Source organism: Sphaerisporangium sp. NPDC051017 (assembly GCF_040683095.1).
Classification (GTDB): Bacteria; Actinomycetota; Actinomycetes; order Streptosporangiales; family Streptosporangiaceae; genus Sphaerisporangium.
Map to the genome: position 1 here is coordinate 1 of NZ_JBFBCI010000025.1, position 17,388 is coordinate 17,388.

The window sequence follows — 17,388 nt, forward strand, 5'->3', positions numbered from 1 at the left end:
GGAAAAGACCCGCGTGGTTCACATAGACGAGGGCTTCGATTTCCTCGGCATGACCATACGCAGAATGCGGAAACGAGGAACACAGAAGTACTACGTCTACACCAAACCGTCCAAGAAAGCGGTACAAGCGATCAAGGACAAGGTGAAGGAGAAGACGTATAGGTCGACCCTCCATATGGACCTGGACAAGCTGATCCTCAGCCTCAACAGGTCACTGGTGGGGTGGGCGAACTACTTCCGGCACGGAGTGTCCAAGGACGTGTTCGACGCGATCGACAGCCACGCCTGGTCGAGGCTGATGCGCTGGATACGCGCCAAGTACAAGGGCAAGAACCGGATCAGCCTGAAGGAAATCCGACGCCGCTTCTGCGGCACAGGATGGAGATTCGCCTACAACGGGGTTGTGTTCACCGGCGCATCCAGCGTCGCCGTGACCCGGTACCGCTATCGCGGTAACAAGATACCAACCCCATGGACCCCGAACCCAGCAACCGCAGTACCAACGGGTTGACCGGCGGGCAAGACACGTGGAGCGCCCGGTGCGGTGAGAGTCGCACGCCGGGTGCGGGGGGGGACTTGCGGGAAACGACCGGCGGCAACACCGGCACCGCGCCCGCAGGTCTACCTCACGGGAGTTTGGCCGGCGCCACTGCGGCGGATAGCCGATCTTGGACTGTTCTGCGGCTTGATGCTGCATGATCTTGATGGTTACTGGGATTCGCCGCGCTCAAGAACGAACGAGTCCACCGCACGCGGTATCCGACCCGCGAACACGCCCGTCGTGACATCATGCGGTACATCGAATTATGGTGTAAGTCTCGACGTCGCCACTCGGGACTCGACTATCGGACCCCGCTAGAGGTCCGCACCGAGTACGAGAACCGGCAGCTCGCAGCGTGAATTACCCGTTAAACAGCTGTCCGGAAATTTCGGGGCGGGCCAATGCCGAGCACGGTGAGGAGTCCGGACATGGTGTCCCGCTTCTCCTCCTCGGCCGCCGGAGGCGAAGATGACCCTAGACGCCACCGCGCACCTCCCATAGTTCGGGGAAGACCGGGCGGGCCGCGCGCTTTTCGAGCCAGGCGAGGCCAGTCGAGCCGACGCTGCCGCTCTTGGTGCCCATGGCACGGCGTACGACCATGATGTGGTCGAAGCGCCAGCGCAGAACGAGTTCGGCGATGTCGGTGAGCCGTTCCCCGAGGGCGAGCAGCGGGTGGTGCTGGGGAGTGGCGTAGATCCGTCGCCACACCTCGACGACGCCCGGGTCGCCGCTGTAGGGGGCGGTCACGTCCCGCTCCCTGACATGGTCGGGGACCGGCAAGCCCTGTCGGTGCAGGAATCCAAGCACCTCGTCGTAGAGGGACGGTGCTCGGTGCGTCTCGCTGAGCGCCGCGTGCAGGGCGGGGTCGCCCTGGTGCAGTCGGAGCATCGAGGCGGACTTGTCGCCGAGAAGGAACTCCATGTGCCGGTACGTCGCCGACTGGAAACCGGAGGCTTTGCCGAACGCCGCCCTGAAACCGTTGAACTGGGCGGGCGTCAGAGCGGCGAGGGGGGCCCACGCGGCGTTGAGGGCGGTCAGAGCGCGCCGGCTGCGCACCAGGGCGTCCATGGCGGCGTCCAGGTTGTCGTTGGCGAAGGCCTTGCCGGCCATGCGCCACTCGTGGACGATCAGGGTGAACCACAGCTCCATCACCTGGGTGGTGACGATGAACCCCATCTCGTCGGGAGCCTCGGTGAGGGGATGTTGGAGGGTGCTGAGGACGGACGCGTGCACGTAGGCGTCGTAGGGACTCTTTCCTTGGGAAGGCTGGGTCAGGGGATCGTCCGCACCCTGCCGGGTGAGTACGGACGTGCTGTCGTCCATGTGTGTGTCTCCTGGTGTTGTGGGCTGCCGGCCGGCGGGATCAGGCCGATGGGCAGCCCGGTCGTCCGGCCAGGCCGCCCTCACCGACCTTGCGTACGTGGCGCGTTGCCGCCGGCGTCAGGGCTGGTAGGAGTACCCGGCTGCGGCAAGTCGTGCGAGTGCCTCGATGAGGACCTCCTGGGGCGGGCCGAGGAAGACGCGGAAGTTCGCCGGTTCCTGCGCTGCGGCACCGGACGGGTCGGTGGCCCAGCGGTCGATGCCGAGAAGGACTCCGGTGCGGTTGAGGCATTCCTCACGGAAGGCTTCGAGTGACTCTCCGTCGCGAGGGCCGGGAAAGGGTATCTTCATGCGCAGGAAGGCGGTGCATTCGCCGAGTTGGCAGGCGTCGGGTGGATAGGCGAGGTTCCTGCGGATGAACTCGCCGATGGCGGCGCGTTTGGCCGCGTACTGCTGGTTCATGTGGTCGAGATAGTGCTGCGCCTCGGGGTTCTCCAGCCAGGTGCCCATGGCTTCTTGGAGAGGGACGGCCGCGGCGAAGCCGCGATGCAACTGGATGGTGTTGAGGAGCGTGTCCAAAGTCGCGGGGTCGGCGGTGGCCGCGCCGAGTCCCCAGCCGTTGCAGTGGAACTGCTTTCCCAGGGAACGTACGGCCAGCCAACGGCGGCGTGCGGCCGGAGGGGCGTGCTCAAGCTCCTCCAGCAGCAGGCGCAGTGCGGACGTCGGAGTGAGGCCGGGGTCGTGGACGGCGTAGTAGGCGTCATCGATGAGGACGGCCGCACCGGCGTGCAGTGTGCGGCGGATGAGATGACGGACGGTATCGGCGGGCCAGTTGATGGCGGTAGGGCTGTGCTGGGCGTTGATGACCACCACGGCGAGCTTGTGTCGTGGGTCGGCCATGACGGAGTCGAGTAGTTCGTCGAAGGCTTCGAGGGAAGGCTGGCAGCCCTCGTCGTCCCGCAGTGGCAGGAAGCGTGTCCGGTAGCCGAGGCTGTCGGCGATGCCGGCATACCCCCAGCCCGGGAGAGGAGCGACGAGCACGGGGGTCTGGTCGGGTCGGTCGACGGCGCCGACGGTGGGATCGTTGCGGAGCATGCGGAGGAAGTCGAACATGGTGTTGCGGGTGCCGCCGCTTGTCGCCGCGACCTCGTAGTCGCGTCCCGCTTCGATCCCGGACGGTAGCCGGTGGGTGGCCGAGATGTAGGAACGGAGGATCCGTTGGAGCCGGGGCAGGCCGTACTGGGAGATGACGTAGCCGTGGCTGTGGCTGGGCAGCGGAGTGGCGAGAGCGGCGGCGAGGCCGGGGGCCACGTTCGTCCAGGTTTCACCGAATCCCAGGTAGATGATGTCGCCTGCCGGGCTGCCCGCGTCGAGGTAGCGGTGCATCATCGCCACGTCGGTGAATCCGGTCGGCAGATCGGGCGCGGCGATGACCTCTCGGAAGGGGATTGGCACGATGTGACTTCTCACTGAGTGGGCCGGGGCAGCAGGCCGAAGACGCGCTCGCATGCCTGCCCGATGCTCAGCAGCGTGCGGTCGCTTCCCGGCAGCCCGTCCAGGGCCAGTCCGATGGGGAGGCCAGAGTCGTCCAGGCCGGCCGGCAGGGTCAGGCCCGGACAGCCGGTGGCACTGCCAGGTCCGGTGGTGCGGGTGTAGGCGGGGAACAGCGGGATTCTCTCCTCTCCCAGACGCGCTTCCTGCGTGCCGACGGGCACAGCGGTCAACGGAGTGGTGGGGCTGATCAGGGCAGCAAGACGGTGGGCGGCGAAAAGGTCACGGAAGACGTCCTGCAGAGCGGGCCGATGCACCGTGATCGCGTCCCTGTAGACATGGACCGGAATCCCGTCCTTACCGCAGATCCCGGAGAGGATCTCTCTGACGTCCGGGCTGGCGCACTGTTCGACGACGTCGGTCAGGCTCGGCGCCGTCGGCCAGGAGTCGAGATAGGCCCGCAGGGTGAGCGGAGTTTCGTGGAAGGCGATCGGAATGCCGGTCTGGACGATCAGTTCATGGGCGTGTTCCGGCAGTTCCACGTCCACCACGTGCGCGCCCTGGCTTTCCAGTTCAGCGCAGCGGGCCTCCAGGACACGGGTGAGATCGTCGGGGAGGCCGGCCCAGAACGGATCCCGGATCACGCCTAGGCGCAGGCCGTGGAGGTCGACCGGCTCCGGTAGGGGTGTCCCGGTGCCGGTGAGCGCCGCGTCGAGGACGGCGAGCTCGGCGACACTGCGCGCGAGGGGGCCTGCGGTGTCCCGTGTCGTGGACACCAGGATGATCCCTTCCTGGGAGTATCGGCCCATGGTGGGTCTGAGACCGGCGACTCCGCAGAGCGCGGCGGGAATGCGCACGGAGCCCCCGGTGTCGGTGCCGAGACCGGCGGGCGCGAGCCGTGCGCTGACGGCGGCGGCCGTGCCACCGCTGCTGCCCCCGGCGATCCGGCCCCGGTCGTAGGGGTTGCGTACCGCTCCGAAGGCCGCGTTGTCGCTGGTGATTCCGTAGGCCAGTTCGTGCAGATTCGTCTTGCCGAGGACGAGAGCCCCGGTGCTGCGCACCGCGTGGACCACGGCGGCGTCCCGCGTGGGCCGATGCCCACGAAGAGACGGTGTCCCGCCGGTGGTGGGCAGGTCGAGTGTGTCGATGTTGTCCTTCACCGCCAGGGGCACCCCGTGCAGCGGTCCGAGGGATGCGTGGCGGGTGCGGGTGAGCGCGTCGGCGCGCCGCGCGTCTGCCAGCAGCGCGTCGGCCGACACGGTGATGAAGGCGGCGAGATCACCGTGGGAGGCGATGGAGTCCAGCAACGCCTGCGCGTACTCGACGGCGGAGATCTCGCGGCGCCTGATGAGATCCGCCGCCTCGGTCAGGCTCAGTGCGGTCAGCTCCATCAGGCCGCTGCCGTGTCTCGGAGCAGGTGCGGGAGCTCTCGTGCGATGTAGGGCTTGAGCTCGGTGAGTGCCTCGCGCCAGGCCGTGACGAAGTACCGCAGGTCCTCCCGCGTCATCGGGAGGGAGAGGCAGAGCACGCCCCGGCGGGAGACGAAGACGCCCCGGTTCAGGAGCGCGAGATGCAGTAGTTCCGGCAGATCGGCCACGGAGGTCCAGCGGTCGCGTGCGTCGTTGGCGTTCGCGATGGGGCCCTCGCCCCAGTGCAGGTGGATCAGGGAGCCGATGCCGGTGATGTCCAGTTTCAGGCCGGCGGCCCGCGCTGCGTCGGTCAACTCGGTCTTCAGCGCTTCGCCCGTGGCGTTGAGGCGGGCGACCTCATCGGGGCCGTAGGTCTCCAGGGCAGCGAGTCCCACCGTGAGGCTGAGACCGTTCCCGCCGAACGCGCTGGCGTGGTACAGCGGGTCGGGTCGGGTGGGGTCGAACTGGGCCATGATGTCGTCCCGGCCACCGAACGCTCCCAGTGGCAGCCCGCCGCCGATGATCTTGCTCAGTGACATGAGGTCGGGGCTGACTCCGTAGCTCAGCTGCAAGGGACCGACCCGGAAGGTGGCACACTCATCGAAGATCAGCAGCGCTCCCTGCTCGGCAGTCAGGCGCCGCAGTCCCCGCAGATACGCTGCGGTGGCCGGGATGCATCCGGCGGCACCCAGCATCGGCTCCACGATGATGGCCGCTATTCGACGGCCGTGCCGCTCGAAGAGGTACTCGGCGGCTTCGAGATCGTTGTACGGCAGGAGAAACACGTCACGCAGGGTGCTGTGGGGGACGCCCCGGGCGAGGGTGGCTTTGGGGAAGGTGTCGGGCAGCCCCTCTTGGGCATGGTGCGGGCCTGTCATGGAAGTGAACATGTTGACCTGCACGTCGTTGTGCATGCCGTGGTAGCCGCCGACGATCTTGACTATCGCGTCCCGCCCGGTGAAGGCTCGCGCGGTCCGGATGGCCAGCATGGTGGCCTCGGTACCGGAATTGCAGTAGCGGACCTTCTCCAGCGCCGGGATGCGGGAGCACAGGTGCTGTGCGTGCTGGGCCTCCACTTCGCCCGGCGCACCCAGCGCGGTGCCCCGTGCGAACTGCTTGGCTGCCGCGTCCACCAGTGCGGGATGGGCGTGGCCGTGCACGATGGCGCTCATGTTGTTGACCAGGTCGAGGTACTCGTTGCCGTCCTCGTCGGTCAGGATGCAACCCCGGCCACTGGCCATGAACGTGGGGTGCGGAGTGAAGTGGTTGATGGTGCGGGTGTCTCCCCCGGGCAGGTAACCCTTGGCCTGCTCGAGCAACTGCCGGGACCGGGGGGTGCGCGCACGGTAGGTGTCGATGATGCTGTGTGCCTCTGGTGGGCGAACGTCGAGCATGGTTACTCCTTGGGAATGGGCGCGTAGTGCGGCTCACACCGGTCGACTGTTGAGGTGACGTCAGACAAGCGGGAAGATGTGGGAGTTCTGTGGCGGGAAGAGCACCGGAAGAAGCAGGTGGGCCGTGCCGGTCTGAAGACGGCAGTCGGGGAAGGCGGGAGCGAGCTGTTCCCACCGTGCGTGCCCGAAGACCATCTGCAGGAACATCTGCTCGGGCAGGGAGGCGTCGGATCCTCGGCGGTTGTGCCCGGCCCATGGCCGTACGGCGGTCAGCCGACCTGCTTCGAAGCGCATGTGCAGACCGTGCTGGTAGAAATGCAGCCGGAGGTCACCCGTGAAGGACTCGGCGGGAGTGTTGACCAGCCGCTGTTCCAGCACCGGTGCGATCCGGCGGAGCAGAGCTGCCACGTCCGGCACACGCAGGAACCAGCCCATGGACGGAGGCCGGCGTACCAGCACATCCCCCAGCACGTCGTAGGCGGGATGCTCGGCCCCGAGCCAGAGCATGTACTCCTCCGCCCCACCACCGCCGGTGCCGGAGGTGCCGCGGGCCGTCAGCTGCCGCAGCACGCTGGGCACTGCCTCACACCAGGGCACTTCGGGCAGCAGCTCGAACCCGGATACCGAGATCGCTGGTTCCGGGCAGGGCAGACCGGGCAGCCAGCTTGGGATGGGAAAGCTGGGGATCCCTCCGTACCCGAGCACCACGTAGCCCGCCGGTCGCGTGCCGGCCTCCACCATCACGACCTCGTTGTGCATCATGGCGCCGGGGCTGCGGCCGGTGAGCTCGTGCCGCCACTCGGCCTCATTCCGCAGGCACGACATCAGCACCCGCCGGCGGAGTTGACTGTCCGCATGGATGAGTGCCGGAACGTCGTCCACCGTGGCCGGACGCAGCGACACCGGCTCACCCTCCGCCGGCGCCGGCGGCAGTGTGTGGGCCTTCCCCCCTCGGCCCGCCCTGGCGACCAACGCCGGGTGGAAGTCGACGCTGCGGAAGTACAGGATGTCGACCAAGGCCTGGACCAGGTCCCCCCGGCCGGCGCTCACTGCCAGCAGCGCCTCCAGCTGGCGACTCATCAATCCCAGCCGCCGGTAGTCCGGATGGGTGGCCGCAAGCTCGATGGCGCTCACCCCGAGCGGCACACCCCCGTAGCTCCAGGTCTGCGGGATCACCATGAGGCAGGCGACCGGCATGCCGGTGTGCTGGTCCTCGACCACCGTCATGTCGTCGAAGCCGACCGTGGGGTGTTCGCGGTCGAAGAGGTCCTGCTGCCACTGGCCGACCGAGGTCGCTGGAGTGCCGTCAGGCCCTCTGTGGGCATCGGTGAGTAGCGACACCAAGGCCTCCCGATCCTTCGGGGTGGCCCGACGCAGCACGAGGCCGCCGGGCAGCACGTCACGCGGGGAGTCACCGGTCTGCAAGGAAGAAGACATTGACCCTAGCCCTTACTCATTGCGCATGAACGTTTCGCCGGGCGCCTTCCCCTGCAAAATTGGACACCAGTTCGTTTCGTTATGCGACAAATGTGGTGATAATTGATGCGTGCTCGTGGTTGATCGGCGACATCTGTGCGGCTGCCGAGTGCCGCTCGCGGTGTCGCACCGGGTGGTCCGGCGGAAGACCGTCAGCCGGCAGACGCGCGGTCCGTCGTAGTGACGGGCGCCTTGCAGCGTCTTGCGTTCCAGGGCCGCATTGAACGACTCCGCGGCGGCGTTGCCCGCGCTGGTGTCCACCGCACCCATGGACTGGTTAACATCCGACTCTGCTCAGACCGCGGCGAATTCGTGGCTGGTGTACTGCGCGCCGTGATCGGCGTGGAAGACCGCACCGGCCAGTCGATCGCGTCCGGCGCGATCGGAACACGATGATCCGCCCAGCGGGGATCTTCGATCGTGTCAGCGCCTCCAACAGGCACACCGCCGACGCGCCACCTCCGGCAATCGCTATGTCGGCACGATCTATCGGAGATTGAGCCGTAGTGCCCACTCGCCCCTTGGGTGCGGAAACGGGCATCCGGCGATGCGTGCGTCCGGGAGCGGACAGGGGGATCGGGCCGAGGACACCGCGCGCTGTGGCAGCGAAACGTCGGGACTACTGGCTGTAGGGGAAGGATCGAGCCGAAGCTCGGGCCGCCCATCTCGGTCGGCGTGCTGCAGCCGGGATCATTGAAGCTCTGGACCACGACGAACACGCCGGTTCCACTCGTCAGCCGAGTCGTTTGACTTCTCATAGTTTCACCTGCGCTATCCCCCGATGAGAAGCAGACCCGCAGGTCCGAGCCGACGACCAAGTTATGGCATGACCATAAATCCCGTCAAGGGTCATCCTTATTAGGGAGTGGGTCGGGCGCTGGGAAGACCGGACGGTAAACGCAAGTGAATCCTTGATGAAGCCTTGTCGTTGGCACTCCCGTAGGTGAGCGGGAGATGGGGGACGGTCGCTGGAAGGCGGCAGGTGGTCTTGCCGGCCCAGGGCTGACCGCATTCTCATTCCGTGAGACCAAGGACGATGAGCGGGCGTGCGAAGTCGTCTCGTGCCCAGCGGGTTCCTTCGGCGATGTTGGTGAAGCCGAGCAGGCGTAGCGCGCCGATGGTGTGGCTGCGCATGACGGCCAGGATCAAGGGCAGCGCGCTCCGCGATGGCCAGCGAAGCCGTGGCACCCGGGGAGGGCGCGTTGAGCACTTCTACGAGTGGGCCACTCGAGCGAATCGCGAAATCATCGAGCAAGCGCCCGGCCGGCGTCACCGCTTGGGCACGCACGCCCCGACCGGCCGGCGCCACATCGGCAGGCCGGAGGTCCGGAAACATCGTCTGGGCGTCGCGGACCAGGAACCGTGGCGTGAGCACCGGACCACAACACCACCCCGGCCACATGCGAAGACCCAGTAGCCCCGGCGGTGTGATGAACGATTCCGCAGTGCAGTATTGCCGAGGTGAGAACCCATTCGATACTCGTCATCCTGTTCGACGGAGTACAGCCCCTCGATGTGGCGGGGCCTCTGGACGTGTTCTCGGCGGCAGCGCGCTTCACCGGAAGCGCGAGCACGCCTCCCTATGTCGTTCGCACGGCTTCGCTTGGAGGCGAGACCGTACGGTCCGCCGGGGGTCTGCGACTGGCTCCTGATCTTGATTTGGCTGATGTCGAGGATCCCGACCTTCTTCTTGTACCAGGTGGGCCGGGCGTGGGAGACGTCGACAACCGACTCGTCACATGGCTACGCGAGCGTGCCCCTAACGTGAAGCGTGTGGTGTCGGTGTGCACCGGGGCGTATCTCTTGGCTGAGGCCGGGCTGCTCGATGGCCGCAGAGCGACGACTCACTGGGCATCCTGTGACTACCTCGCGAGCAACTATCCCCAGATACAGATTGATCCGAGCCCGATCTTCGTCCGGGATGGCTCCATCTCTACGTCGGCGGGAGTGACGGCCGGGGTGGACCTTGCCATGGCCTTGGTCGAGGAGGACTTCGGTCGCGCGGTGGCACACGAGATCGCTCGGCTCCTGGTGGTCTTCTTGCGTCGGCCAGGCAACCAGGCACAGTTCAGCGTGCCGCTTTCGGCGCAGATCGCCCGCTCGGATCCGCTTCGTGAGGTCCAGTACTGGGCCGTCGCCAACCTGGCTTCCGACCTGTCGGTTCCTGCAATCGCGCAGCGCGCCGGCTTGTCCACCCGTCAATTCGCTCGCGCGTTCGCCGAGCAGGTCGGGATGACCCCAGGCCGCTACGTGGACCTCATCCGTCTGGAGGCCGCGCAGCGCATGCTGACAGACACCCGCGACGGCGTAATCCGTATCGCGCGCCGTTGCGGATACGGGACGCCGGAGGCGATGCGTCGCGCGTTCATGCGTGAACTCGGCGTCTCGCCCACGGAGTACCGCCGTACATTCGCGAAGTCGTCGACGCTCAACCCTGACCCTCGATAGGACGACGTCGGCGATCTACTTCGGAGCCGAGCGCCCTACACGGAAAGCCGCCATCCAACGGCGTTGTCGTCATGACTCGATGTCATTCGGTTATCCGCTTGGGGCTGGGCGGACTCGGTAGGTGACCAGGTCGCGGGTGACGCGGCGGCCGTGATGGCCGGGCCGGCGTGCGGGGTAGCGGTGCCAGGCCTTCTTGAGCGTGCGTGGCCAGACGCGGGGGTCGCGTTGGGGATCAGCCGTGCATGCGGGTGCGGGTGATCGCTTTGGCCAGGCGGCCGGGGGGTACGGGCTCCTTGTCCCGCCACACCAGCGCCGCCGGATTCACCACGCAGGACGGCGTCCTCCCATCCGGACAACGATGGCCTTCCGGACGGCGCGCGACCGGCAGTAGCCGCACCGTCTGCTCGCGTCTTCCCGATCTACGAGATGGCAGATTTGTTGGTCTGCATGACATAGACGTCATGGTGGGACGCTTTTACGCTTGGTGAATCCAACGGTTGATCGGAATTGAGGCACTCATGACCCTGACGTCACGTCGAATTTTCGGCGTAGACATAAGGATGCTCTTGATATCGCACGGGTCCGTGCGACCGAACGCGAAGCGGTGTGTTGTCGTGATGCTCACGGCCACGTTGAGCCTGCTGATCGCGGGCTGCGGGTCCGACGACTCGTCGGGATCCGATTCAGGCAGCGCGGCAGCCACGGAAAAGCACGCCGCGCCGACCAGGACACCGTATCCGTTGACGATTGACAACTGCGGCCGGAAGGTGACGTTCGACGGGCCACCCAAGCGTGTACTGATCATGAATGGTGCGTCCGTCGGAGAGGAGCGCTGGTTCGCAATCCGCTCGCAGATCCCTACATGCTGGGGATAACTCCTGGTGCGTCTCTCGGCGCAGTACTCGTTCTGGCGACCGGCTCCGCGGCGTTTCACGGACTGGGAGTGACCGGCGCCGCCTTCGCCGCGGCGGTGCTCACCATGACTGCGGTGTTCCTGATCGCCCAGCGAAGCGGCCAACTCGCTGACACGCGGTTGATCCTTGCCGGAGTCGCAGTAGGTTATCTCGCAGTCGCAGCCACGAGCTTTGTGCAGCTGCAAACGAACGCGAACCAGCTTGCTGGCATCATGTTCTGGCTCATGGGCAGCCTCGCGGGGGCCGCGTGGTCTGACCTTCGCATACCGACAATTGCACTCGCGCTGGGCGTCATCTGGCTATTCGCTCAGGGGCGCGCCCTCAACGCGCTCATGATCGGCGATGACGCGGCGGCCGGGCTCGGAATCGACGTGCACCGTCTGCGACGTCGGCTGCTCGTGGTGACGTCGCTGATGACCGCGACCGTCGTCGTGGTCGCCGGCGGGCTCGGATTCGTCGGACTGATGATCCCCCACATCGCTCGCCTCGTCGTGGGCGCCGAACACCGACGCGTATTGCCAACGTCCATGCTCGTAGGGGCGACCTTCCTCGTGCTCGTCGACCTCGCAAGCCGCACGGTCGCTCGTCCCAACGAGTTGCCGGTCGGCATCTTCACCGCCGGTATCGGCGTGCCCGTGTTGCTGTGGTTGCTCCAACGCACCAGGCGATGGGAGGGATCGTGATGCAGCTCGAAGGCGTCAGCATCAACATCGCCACAACCCGAATCGTCTCCGACGTGTCGTTGCGCATCGCGCCAGGTGAGATGGTGGGACTTGTCGGACCCAACGGCAGCGGGAAATCCACGCTCCTGCGCAGCGCGTACCGGGTGCTTCGACCCAGCGGTGGGGCGGCGCTCATCGGCGGCGAGAGCGTGTGGAGTATGTCTGCGCGGGAGGCCGCACGCCGTCGCGCGATCGTCACCCAGCACACCGTGCTCGGTGCCGAGTTCTCCGTCAAAGAGGTTGTCGCCATGGGCCGAACCCCTCGAAAGGGGATGCTCGATCGAGACAGCGACCGGGATCGCCAGATAGTCGAACAGGCACTTGACGATGTGCACATGCGCTGGGCGGCTCAGCGATCGTTCAGGACGCTCTCCGGCGGCGAACAACAGCGTGTCCTGCTCGCTCGCGCGCTCGCGCAGGAAGCCGGGTTGCTGATACTCGACGAGCCGACGAACCACCTCGACGTGCGTGCACAGTTCGAGGTCCTCGACATGCTTCGGCACTTGGGCATGACGACGCTCACGGCACTGCACGATCTCGACCATGCGGTCTCCTACTGCGACCGCGTCGCGGTCATGGCGGAGGGCAAGCTCGTGGCGGTGGGGGTCCCGACCGATGTACTGACGCCCGACCTCGTGCATGACGTGTTCGGGGTGCGTGCGGTACTCGACACCCACCCGATCACAGGCCGGCCTCGCATCGCGGTCGCCTCCGCCACCGACGGTCCGATGACTACCGTAGGCGATGACGAGCGCGTATGAGTGATGAGCGAGGTCAGTCCCGCAGGGCCCTGGTCGCGGCACTGCCGGATTTCGACCGGCCGAGCCGACGTTTCCTGTCCATCGCCGGCACGCCGCCCGACCTGGGTGAGTTCCTGGCGGGGCCGCCGGTTCCGGGCCCCGGCTTAGCCGGCCGCATGGCCGGAAGTTTTCGTCCGCTCGAACTATTCCAGCACCAGAGCAACTGAAGGAGCCCCTGTATGCAGGTCGCGATCGTTCTCTATCCCGAGTTCACTTCGCTGGACGTTATCGGACCCTATGAGGTCTTGGGTCGCCTCCCGGACACCGAGGTCGTCTTCACCGCTGAGAATCCGGGCCTTGTCATCAACGACTTGCGTAGTCTGTCGATCAACGTCGTCGCAAGTCTCGCCGACGTGCCGAACCCGGACGTGGTGATCATCGGTGGAGGCCCGGGTCAGGCGGAGCAGATGTCTGACGGGAGCCTGCACGAATGGTTGCGAACGGTCGATCGGACCTCTGCGTGGACGGCTTCCGTCTGCACGGGGTCCTTGATCCTAGCCGCCGCTGGAGTCCTCAATGGTCGTCGGGCGACGACCCACTGGGCTGCGCTCGAGCAACTCGCCGAGTTCGGTGTGACGCCGACGAACGAGCGGGTCGTCATCGACGGTCACTACGCGACCGCAGCAGGTGTCTCGGCGGGCATCGACATGGCTTTGTCCCTGGCTGGTTTGATTGCGGGCGACGACGTGGCGCAGACCGTTCAGCTCATCATCGAGTACGCACCAGAGCCGCCTTATAACGCGGGATCCCCGGACTCTGCTCCAGCGGAGGTCGTTGAGAAATTGTTCAAGCGGTTCCCACCTCGCTGACTGCAGGGGTCGCCGGCCGGGCCACTTGTGGCGCCCGGAGTCGCCCGGTGAGGCGCCTCAGTGCACCTCGCCGGGAACCGCCAGTTCTAGGTGTGATGTCCGGGAAGGTTGGTCAGCCAGGTCATGGGTGGCTTGTACTACAGCCTCAGCCTCGATCCACCGCGTGGCCGGTCACGATCCTGTGCCAGGCACCGGCACGCCGACGGCGACGCCACAGCTTGTACGCCGTCTGCCGTAACACTCCTGCACATCCCGCCAGGGATATCTCAACGGTTCAGGATTCCCTGAATTCAGGAAATCCTGTACTTTGAGGGTGTGTTGACGCTCGCTTCGGACATCGAGGTGCTCGCGCGGTTCGGCCGCGCGCTGGCCGACCCGATTCGCTGCCGGATCCTGGTCTCGCTGCGCCGGGCTCCCGCGCATCCCGCCGAGCTGGCCGAATCGCTGGGCATCTCACGATCCCGCCTGTCCAACCATCTGGCCTGCCTGCGCGACTGCGGTCTGGTGGTCGCCGTGCCGGTCGGCCGCCGCACCAGATACGAGCTGGCAGACGAGCGGCTCGGCCGCGCGCTGGACGACCTGCGCGGCGCGGTGCTGGCGGTGGCCGCCGACCGCACCTGCGTCGAAGCGGACCATGAAGGCTGCTGCGGATGAGCGCGATCCCCCTGGTCGGCGCTCAAGGGTCCTCCGCGCAGCGTCGTGGCAGGCTCAGGCGCCGGATTCGGCTGCTGGTGGCCGCCACCATCACCTACAACCTCATTGAGGCCGTCGTCGCCATCACCGCCGGCACCGTTGCATCCTCGGTGGCGCTGATCGGCTTCGGGCTGGACTCGGTCGTCGAGGTCGCCTCCGCGGCCGCGGTGGCCTGGCAGTTCTCCGCCGCCGACCACGAGCGCCGCGAGAAGACCGCGCTGCGCGTCATCGCCGTGTCGTTCTTCGCGCTGGCCGCCTACGTCACCGTCGACGCTGTGCGTGCTCTTCTCGGCGCGGACGAGGCCGGGCACTCCACGGCGGGCCTGATCCTGGCCGCCCTGTCCCTGGTCGTCATGCCCGTCCTGTCGCAGGCGCAGCGCCGCGCGGGACGCGAGCTCGGCTCGGCCTCGGCCGTGGCCGACTCAAAGCAGACCCTGCTGTGCACCTACCTGTCGGCGGTGCTGCTGGCCGGGCTCGTGCTCAACAGCCTGCTGGGCTGGTCGTGGGCGGACCCGATCGCGGCCCTGGTCATCGCCGCCGTCGCGGTCAAGGAAGGCCGCGAAGCCTGGCGTGGGGACACCTGCTGCGCCCCGCCCACCACCTCGCCGGCCTCGTCCACCCCGCTCGCCGGTTCCGCCGCCTGCTCGGACGGCTGCTGCTCACCCGCCGAAAAGGACCAGCTCCGCTGATCGGCTGGGGCTGGGCGTGAAGGCGGCGCGTCGGTTGCCTGGGTGGTGCCGCCACCGCTGCCTGTCAGGATCGGAGCAGCGGTGGCGGCGTGTGTCACGCCGGCGGGTCGATCAGACCGTGTTGGTAGGCGCGGACGAGGCGGCGGGGCACCAGCAGTTCTCGCCCGTTCATGGTGATCGGGACGAGGTCGGGGCGCTGTGCCTTCCACTGGGCGCGGCGGTGCCGGGTGTTGCTGCGGGAGGTCTTGCGCTTGGGTACGGCCACGGTTACCAGCTCGCCTTCCTGACGCCGGGCAGTTCGCCGCGGTGCGCCATCTCACGGAATCGGACGCGGGACAGGCCGAACGCGCGCAGGTGGCCACGAGGACGGCCGTCGACGGAGTCGCGGTTGCGCACCCGGGTGGCGCTGGCGTCGCGCGGCTGACGGCTCAGCAGCCGTACGGCCTGGGCCCGTTGATCCGGGGTGCCGGTACGGATGAGCTCCTTCAGCTCCGCGCGGCGTTCGGCGTGGCGGGCGACGACCGCCTTCCTGCGCTCGTTGGCCGCGATCTTGCTCTTTTTCGCCATCAGACGCGTTCCCCCCTGGCGCGGATGAGGGCCACGGCGCTCTCGATGCCGATCTTGTCGATCGTCTTGATCGCTCGGGCGCTCAGCGTGAGCCGTACGAACCGGTTCTCGGTCGGCAGCCAGTAACGGCGGTGCTGGATGTTGGGGTTCCAGCGCCGCCGGGTGCGGCGGTGGGAGTGGGAGATGTTGTTGCCGAAGACCGGTTTGACGCCGGTGAGCTGGCAGTGGGCGGACATCAGCTTCTCCCGTATCGCTGCTTGAACCGCTCGACCCGGCCGGCGGTGTCCAGGACCCGGTTGCGGCCGGTGTAGAAGGGGTGGCTCGCCGAGGAGACGTCGACGTCGACCACCGGGTAGATCTTGCCGTCCTTCCACACGATGGTCTTGCTGCTGCTGATCGTGGATCTGGTGAGGAAGGCGAAGTCCGCGCCGGGGTCGCGGAACACGACCGGCCGGTATTCGGGATGGATGCCCTTCTTCATCGTTCCTCCCGGAACTCGATGTGGCGGCGAATGATCGGGTCGTACTTGCGCAGTGTCAGGCGGCCGGGGTCGTTTCGCCGGTTCTTGGTGGTCACGTACGTGTAGCCGGTGCCCGCGGTGGACCGCAGCTTGATCACCGGTCGTAGCTCGTTTCTGGCCATCCCTCTCGTCCTTCTGGTCGACGGTCGTGTAATGATAACGACAACCGTTTTCGTTTTGGCCTTGGGAGGTCACATGCCCACGCCCGTCGTCCTCGTGGCAGGCCTGTACGGCGACGCCCGGGCGACCGTGGTCGATCGGCTGCTCAGCGCACACCCGGGAGCCGTCGCGATCCACCACGATCTGACCGCCGTCGCCGCCGGACGGGTCGAGCGGGTCACCCGCGACGCCTCAGGCATCCTGGATCGGACCGAGGTGCGCCTGGCCCACGGCTGCGTCACCTGCACGGTCCGCGAGGACCTCCTCCCCTGGCTGATACGGCACGCGGAAACGGCGTCCCTGCTGATCGCCGACCTGTGGGACTCGGTCGAGCCACGCCCGGTGGCCGAGGCGGTGGGCCACGAGGACGCGGCCGACCTGCTGGCCCTGACCGGCGTGCTGACCGCGCTCGACGCCGCGCTGATGCCGGTGGACATCTGCCGCGGCGAGACCCTGGCCGAGACCGGGCAGCGTGCCGCCGCCGGCGACCAGCGCTACCTCGCCGAGGTGCTGGCCCGCCAGGTGGAGTACGCCACGGGGCTCTTCCTCCTCGGTGACGACGAGGAGGACATGGAGCTGTCCGCCGCGGTGCTCGGCCACCTGGCTCCGCACACCCCGGTCTTCTCCACGTCGCTGCCCGAGGTGACCTCCACCACTGTGTGCGTGCACGAACTCGGCGAACGAGTGGACCCGGCGACCGCCCAGCTTCCCGGGGAGGCGCGGACCGGCGAGATCACCACTGTGGTGTGGCGCCGGCTGCGCCCGCTGCACCCGGGACGACTGTTCGACGCGATCGACGAGCTGGTGACCGGCTCCGTCCGCTCCCGTGGCCGGTTCTGGCTGGCCAACCGGCATGAGCGGATGCTGGCCTGGGACGCCGTGGCCGGCGTCGTCTCGGTCGAGGACGCCGGGCCTTGGCTGGCCGCGCTGCCCGAGGCCGCCTGGGACCTGGCCTCTCCGGCACGCCGCACCGCCGCCGCCCTGGACTGGAACCCCGTCACCGGCGATCGGATCCAGCACCTGGTCTTCACCGGGCCCGACCTCGACCGCGAGGACATCTGCGCCCTGCTCGACTCCTGCCTGCTCACCGAACGAGACGCCCTGCCCGGCTCCGCGGAGTGGGCCGCCTACTCCGACCCGTTCGCCGACCTCATCGACATGAAGGAGATCGCGTGAAGCCCCGCCGTACTCCCCGGAAGAAGAGCAACCCGCTGCTCGGGGTCACCTACATCGACTACAAGGACACCGATCTGCTGCGCAGGTTCATCTCCGACCGGGGCAAGATCCGCAGTCGCCGCGTGACGGGCGTGACCGTTCAGCAGCAGCGGCGGCTCGCCCAGGCCATCAAGAACGCCCGGGAGATGGCCCTGCTCCCGTACTCGTCTCGTCCCCGGTGATCGATCTCCGCCGAGCCTCCGCTCCTTGAGCGTCCCCCC

At 67.3% G+C, this 17,388-nt stretch carries 21 protein-coding genes and 1 pseudogene; 11 read left to right on the forward strand and 11 right to left on the reverse strand.

Translation table 11 applies throughout. From position 1 onward, the window contains the following. Both AB0M95_RS20655 and AB0M95_RS20660 read left to right on the forward strand, forming a co-directional pair. Window positions 1-511 (forward strand): group II intron maturase-specific domain-containing protein (locus AB0M95_RS20655; RefSeq protein WP_363766824.1); only part of this gene is annotated, 511 nt, incomplete at its 5' end. A gap of 206 nt (window positions 512-717) precedes the next feature. Then, a pseudogene (locus AB0M95_RS20660) lies at window positions 718-900 on the forward strand (IS3 family transposase); the annotation flags it as partial. 115 nt (window positions 901-1,015) lie between these two features. Here the strand turns inward: AB0M95_RS20660 and AB0M95_RS20665 are convergent. The 5 genes from AB0M95_RS20665 to AB0M95_RS20685 form a co-directional block, all read right to left on the reverse strand. Then, complete coding sequence (locus tag AB0M95_RS20665) at window positions 1,016-1,864, reverse strand: tryptophan 2,3-dioxygenase family protein (protein ID WP_363766827.1); 849 nt, start codon at window positions 1,862-1,864, stop codon at window positions 1,016-1,018. Window positions 1,865-1,981: 117 nt separating this feature from the next. Next, the gene (locus AB0M95_RS20670) at window positions 1,982-3,316 is read right to left on the reverse strand and encodes a pyridoxal phosphate-dependent aminotransferase (RefSeq protein ID WP_363766830.1); all 1,335 of its coding nucleotides are present in this window, start codon (window positions 3,314-3,316) and stop codon (window positions 1,982-1,984) included. 11 nt (window positions 3,317-3,327) lie between these two features. Beyond that, complete coding sequence (iaaH, locus tag AB0M95_RS20675; protein ID WP_363766833.1) at window positions 3,328-4,743, reverse strand: indoleacetamide hydrolase; 1,416 nt, start codon at window positions 4,741-4,743, stop codon at window positions 3,328-3,330. After that, entirely contained in the window at window positions 4,743-6,155 is a 1,413-nt protein-coding gene (locus AB0M95_RS20680) for an aspartate aminotransferase family protein (RefSeq protein ID WP_363766836.1), read from the reverse strand. The genes iaaH and AB0M95_RS20680 overlap by 1 nt, the downstream gene beginning before the upstream one ends. A gap of 60 nt (window positions 6,156-6,215) precedes the next feature. Beyond that, the gene (locus AB0M95_RS20685) at window positions 6,216-7,592 is read right to left on the reverse strand and encodes a GNAT family N-acetyltransferase (protein ID WP_363766839.1); all 1,377 of its coding nucleotides are present in this window, start codon (window positions 7,590-7,592) and stop codon (window positions 6,216-6,218) included. A gap of 1,500 nt (window positions 7,593-9,092) precedes the next feature. On the opposite strand from AB0M95_RS20685, the gene AB0M95_RS20690 reads away from it, so the two are divergent. Beyond that, window positions 9,093-10,079 (forward strand): GlxA family transcriptional regulator, encoded by a 987-nt coding sequence (locus AB0M95_RS20690; RefSeq protein ID WP_363766842.1) that lies wholly within the window; start codon window positions 9,093-9,095, stop codon window positions 10,077-10,079. Window positions 10,080-10,554: 475 nt separating this feature from the next. Here AB0M95_RS20690 and AB0M95_RS20695 read toward each other — a convergent pair whose 3' ends face one another. After that, window positions 10,555-10,884 carry a hypothetical protein gene (locus tag AB0M95_RS20695; protein ID WP_363766845.1) on the reverse strand — a complete coding sequence of 110 codons (330 nt, stop codon included), beginning with the start codon at window positions 10,882-10,884 and terminating at the stop codon, window positions 10,555-10,557. Between the two features lie 27 nt (window positions 10,885-10,911). Here AB0M95_RS20695 and AB0M95_RS20700 point away from each other — a divergent pair, with 27 nt between their 5' ends. From AB0M95_RS20700 to AB0M95_RS20725, 6 genes are all read left to right on the forward strand, one after another. After that, entirely contained in the window at window positions 10,912-11,676 is a 765-nt protein-coding gene (locus AB0M95_RS20700) for an iron ABC transporter permease (protein WP_363767072.1), read from the forward strand. Next, complete coding sequence (locus tag AB0M95_RS20705; protein WP_363767075.1) at window positions 11,676-12,476, forward strand: ABC transporter ATP-binding protein; 801 nt, start codon at window positions 11,676-11,678, stop codon at window positions 12,474-12,476. The genes AB0M95_RS20700 and AB0M95_RS20705 overlap by 1 nt, the downstream gene beginning before the upstream one ends. Beyond that, window positions 12,473-12,682, forward strand: a complete 210-nt coding sequence (locus AB0M95_RS20710; protein WP_363766848.1) for a hypothetical protein — start codon at window positions 12,473-12,475, stop codon at window positions 12,680-12,682. Before AB0M95_RS20705 ends, AB0M95_RS20710 begins: the two co-directional genes overlap by 4 nt. A gap of 12 nt (window positions 12,683-12,694) precedes the next feature. Beyond that, on the forward strand, window positions 12,695-13,324 hold the full coding sequence (locus AB0M95_RS20715; protein WP_363766851.1) for a DJ-1/PfpI family protein: 630 nt from the start codon (window positions 12,695-12,697) through the stop codon (window positions 13,322-13,324). A gap of 315 nt (window positions 13,325-13,639) precedes the next feature. Further along, a complete protein-coding gene (locus tag AB0M95_RS20720; RefSeq protein WP_363766854.1) occupies window positions 13,640-13,978 on the forward strand; it encodes a metalloregulator ArsR/SmtB family transcription factor in 339 nt (112 codons plus the stop codon). Continuing rightward, the gene (locus AB0M95_RS20725) at window positions 13,975-14,706 is read left to right on the forward strand and encodes a cation transporter (protein ID WP_363766857.1); all 732 of its coding nucleotides are present in this window, start codon (window positions 13,975-13,977) and stop codon (window positions 14,704-14,706) included. The genes AB0M95_RS20720 and AB0M95_RS20725 overlap by 4 nt, the downstream gene beginning before the upstream one ends. Before the next feature lie 94 nt (window positions 14,707-14,800). Here the strand turns inward: AB0M95_RS20725 and rpmF are convergent, their stop codons facing one another. The 5 genes from rpmF to rpmG are packed head-to-tail and all read right to left on the reverse strand — an operon-like array spanning window position 14,801 to window position 15,915. Further along, window positions 14,801-14,971, reverse strand: coding sequence for a 50S ribosomal protein L32 (gene rpmF / locus AB0M95_RS20730; protein ID WP_358525949.1), 171 nt, complete (start codon window positions 14,969-14,971; stop codon window positions 14,801-14,803). A 2-nt stretch (window positions 14,972-14,973) separates the two neighbouring features. After that, window positions 14,974-15,273 carry a 30S ribosomal protein S14 gene (gene rpsN, locus AB0M95_RS20735; RefSeq protein WP_363766861.1) on the reverse strand — a complete coding sequence of 100 codons (300 nt, stop codon included), beginning with the start codon at window positions 15,271-15,273 and terminating at the stop codon, window positions 14,974-14,976. Then, window positions 15,273-15,509, reverse strand: a complete 237-nt coding sequence (gene rpmB / locus AB0M95_RS20740; protein ID WP_358525952.1) for a 50S ribosomal protein L28 — start codon at window positions 15,507-15,509, stop codon at window positions 15,273-15,275. The genes rpsN and rpmB overlap by 1 nt, the downstream gene beginning before the upstream one ends. Continuing rightward, entirely contained in the window at window positions 15,509-15,754 is a 246-nt protein-coding gene (locus AB0M95_RS20745; protein WP_363766864.1) for a type B 50S ribosomal protein L31, read from the reverse strand. Before AB0M95_RS20745 ends, rpmB begins: the two co-directional genes overlap by 1 nt. Next, window positions 15,751-15,915 carry a 50S ribosomal protein L33 gene (gene rpmG, locus AB0M95_RS20750; RefSeq protein WP_363766867.1) on the reverse strand — a complete coding sequence of 55 codons (165 nt, stop codon included), beginning with the start codon at window positions 15,913-15,915 and terminating at the stop codon, window positions 15,751-15,753. The genes AB0M95_RS20745 and rpmG overlap by 4 nt, the downstream gene beginning before the upstream one ends. Window positions 15,916-15,988: 73 nt before the next feature. Here rpmG and AB0M95_RS20755 point away from each other — a divergent pair, with 73 nt between their 5' ends. Next, window positions 15,989-17,128 (forward strand): GTP-binding protein, encoded by a 1,140-nt coding sequence (locus tag AB0M95_RS20755; RefSeq protein WP_363766870.1) that lies wholly within the window; start codon window positions 15,989-15,991, stop codon window positions 17,126-17,128. Then, window positions 17,125-17,349 (forward strand): 30S ribosomal protein S18, encoded by a 225-nt coding sequence (gene rpsR, locus AB0M95_RS20760; protein WP_363766873.1) that lies wholly within the window; start codon window positions 17,125-17,127, stop codon window positions 17,347-17,349. The genes AB0M95_RS20755 and rpsR overlap by 4 nt, the downstream gene beginning before the upstream one ends. Window positions 17,350-17,388 lie beyond the last annotated feature (39 nt).

Bases quoted from the DNA above. Each gene is read 5' to 3' on its own strand.
- AB0M95_RS20665 (WP_363766827.1), bottom strand. From the start codon at position 1,864: ATGGACGACAGCACGTCCGTACTCACCCGGCAGGGTGCGGACGATCCC.
- iaaH (WP_363766833.1), bottom strand. From the start codon at position 4,743: ATGGAGCTGACCGCACTGAGCCTGACCGAGGCGGCGGATCTCATCAGG.
- AB0M95_RS20680 (WP_363766836.1), bottom strand. From the start codon at position 6,155: ATGCTCGACGTTCGCCCACCAGAGGCACACAGCATCATCGACACCTAC.
- AB0M95_RS20685 (WP_363766839.1), bottom strand. From the start codon at position 7,592: ATGTCTTCTTCCTTGCAGACCGGTGACTCCCCGCGTGACGTGCTGCCC.
- AB0M95_RS20695 (WP_363766845.1), bottom strand. From the start codon at position 10,884: ATGATCAGTACACGCTTGGGTGGCCCGTCGAACGTCACCTTCCGGCCG.
- AB0M95_RS20705 (WP_363767075.1), top strand. From the start codon at position 11,676: ATGCAGCTCGAAGGCGTCAGCATCAACATCGCCACAACCCGAATCGTC.
- AB0M95_RS20710 (WP_363766848.1), top strand. From the start codon at position 12,473: ATGAGTGATGAGCGAGGTCAGTCCCGCAGGGCCCTGGTCGCGGCACTG.
- AB0M95_RS20715 (WP_363766851.1), top strand. From the start codon at position 12,695: ATGCAGGTCGCGATCGTTCTCTATCCCGAGTTCACTTCGCTGGACGTT.
- AB0M95_RS20725 (WP_363766857.1), top strand. From the start codon at position 13,975: ATGAGCGCGATCCCCCTGGTCGGCGCTCAAGGGTCCTCCGCGCAGCGT.
- rpsN (WP_363766861.1), bottom strand. From the start codon at position 15,273: ATGGCGAAAAAGAGCAAGATCGCGGCCAACGAGCGCAGGAAGGCGGTC.
- rpmB (WP_358525952.1), bottom strand. From the start codon at position 15,509: ATGTCCGCCCACTGCCAGCTCACCGGCGTCAAACCGGTCTTCGGCAAC.
- AB0M95_RS20745 (WP_363766864.1), bottom strand. From the start codon at position 15,754: ATGAAGAAGGGCATCCATCCCGAATACCGGCCGGTCGTGTTCCGCGAC.
- rpmG (WP_363766867.1), bottom strand. From the start codon at position 15,915: ATGGCCAGAAACGAGCTACGACCGGTGATCAAGCTGCGGTCCACCGCG.
- AB0M95_RS20755 (WP_363766870.1), top strand. From the start codon at position 15,989: ATGCCCACGCCCGTCGTCCTCGTGGCAGGCCTGTACGGCGACGCCCGG.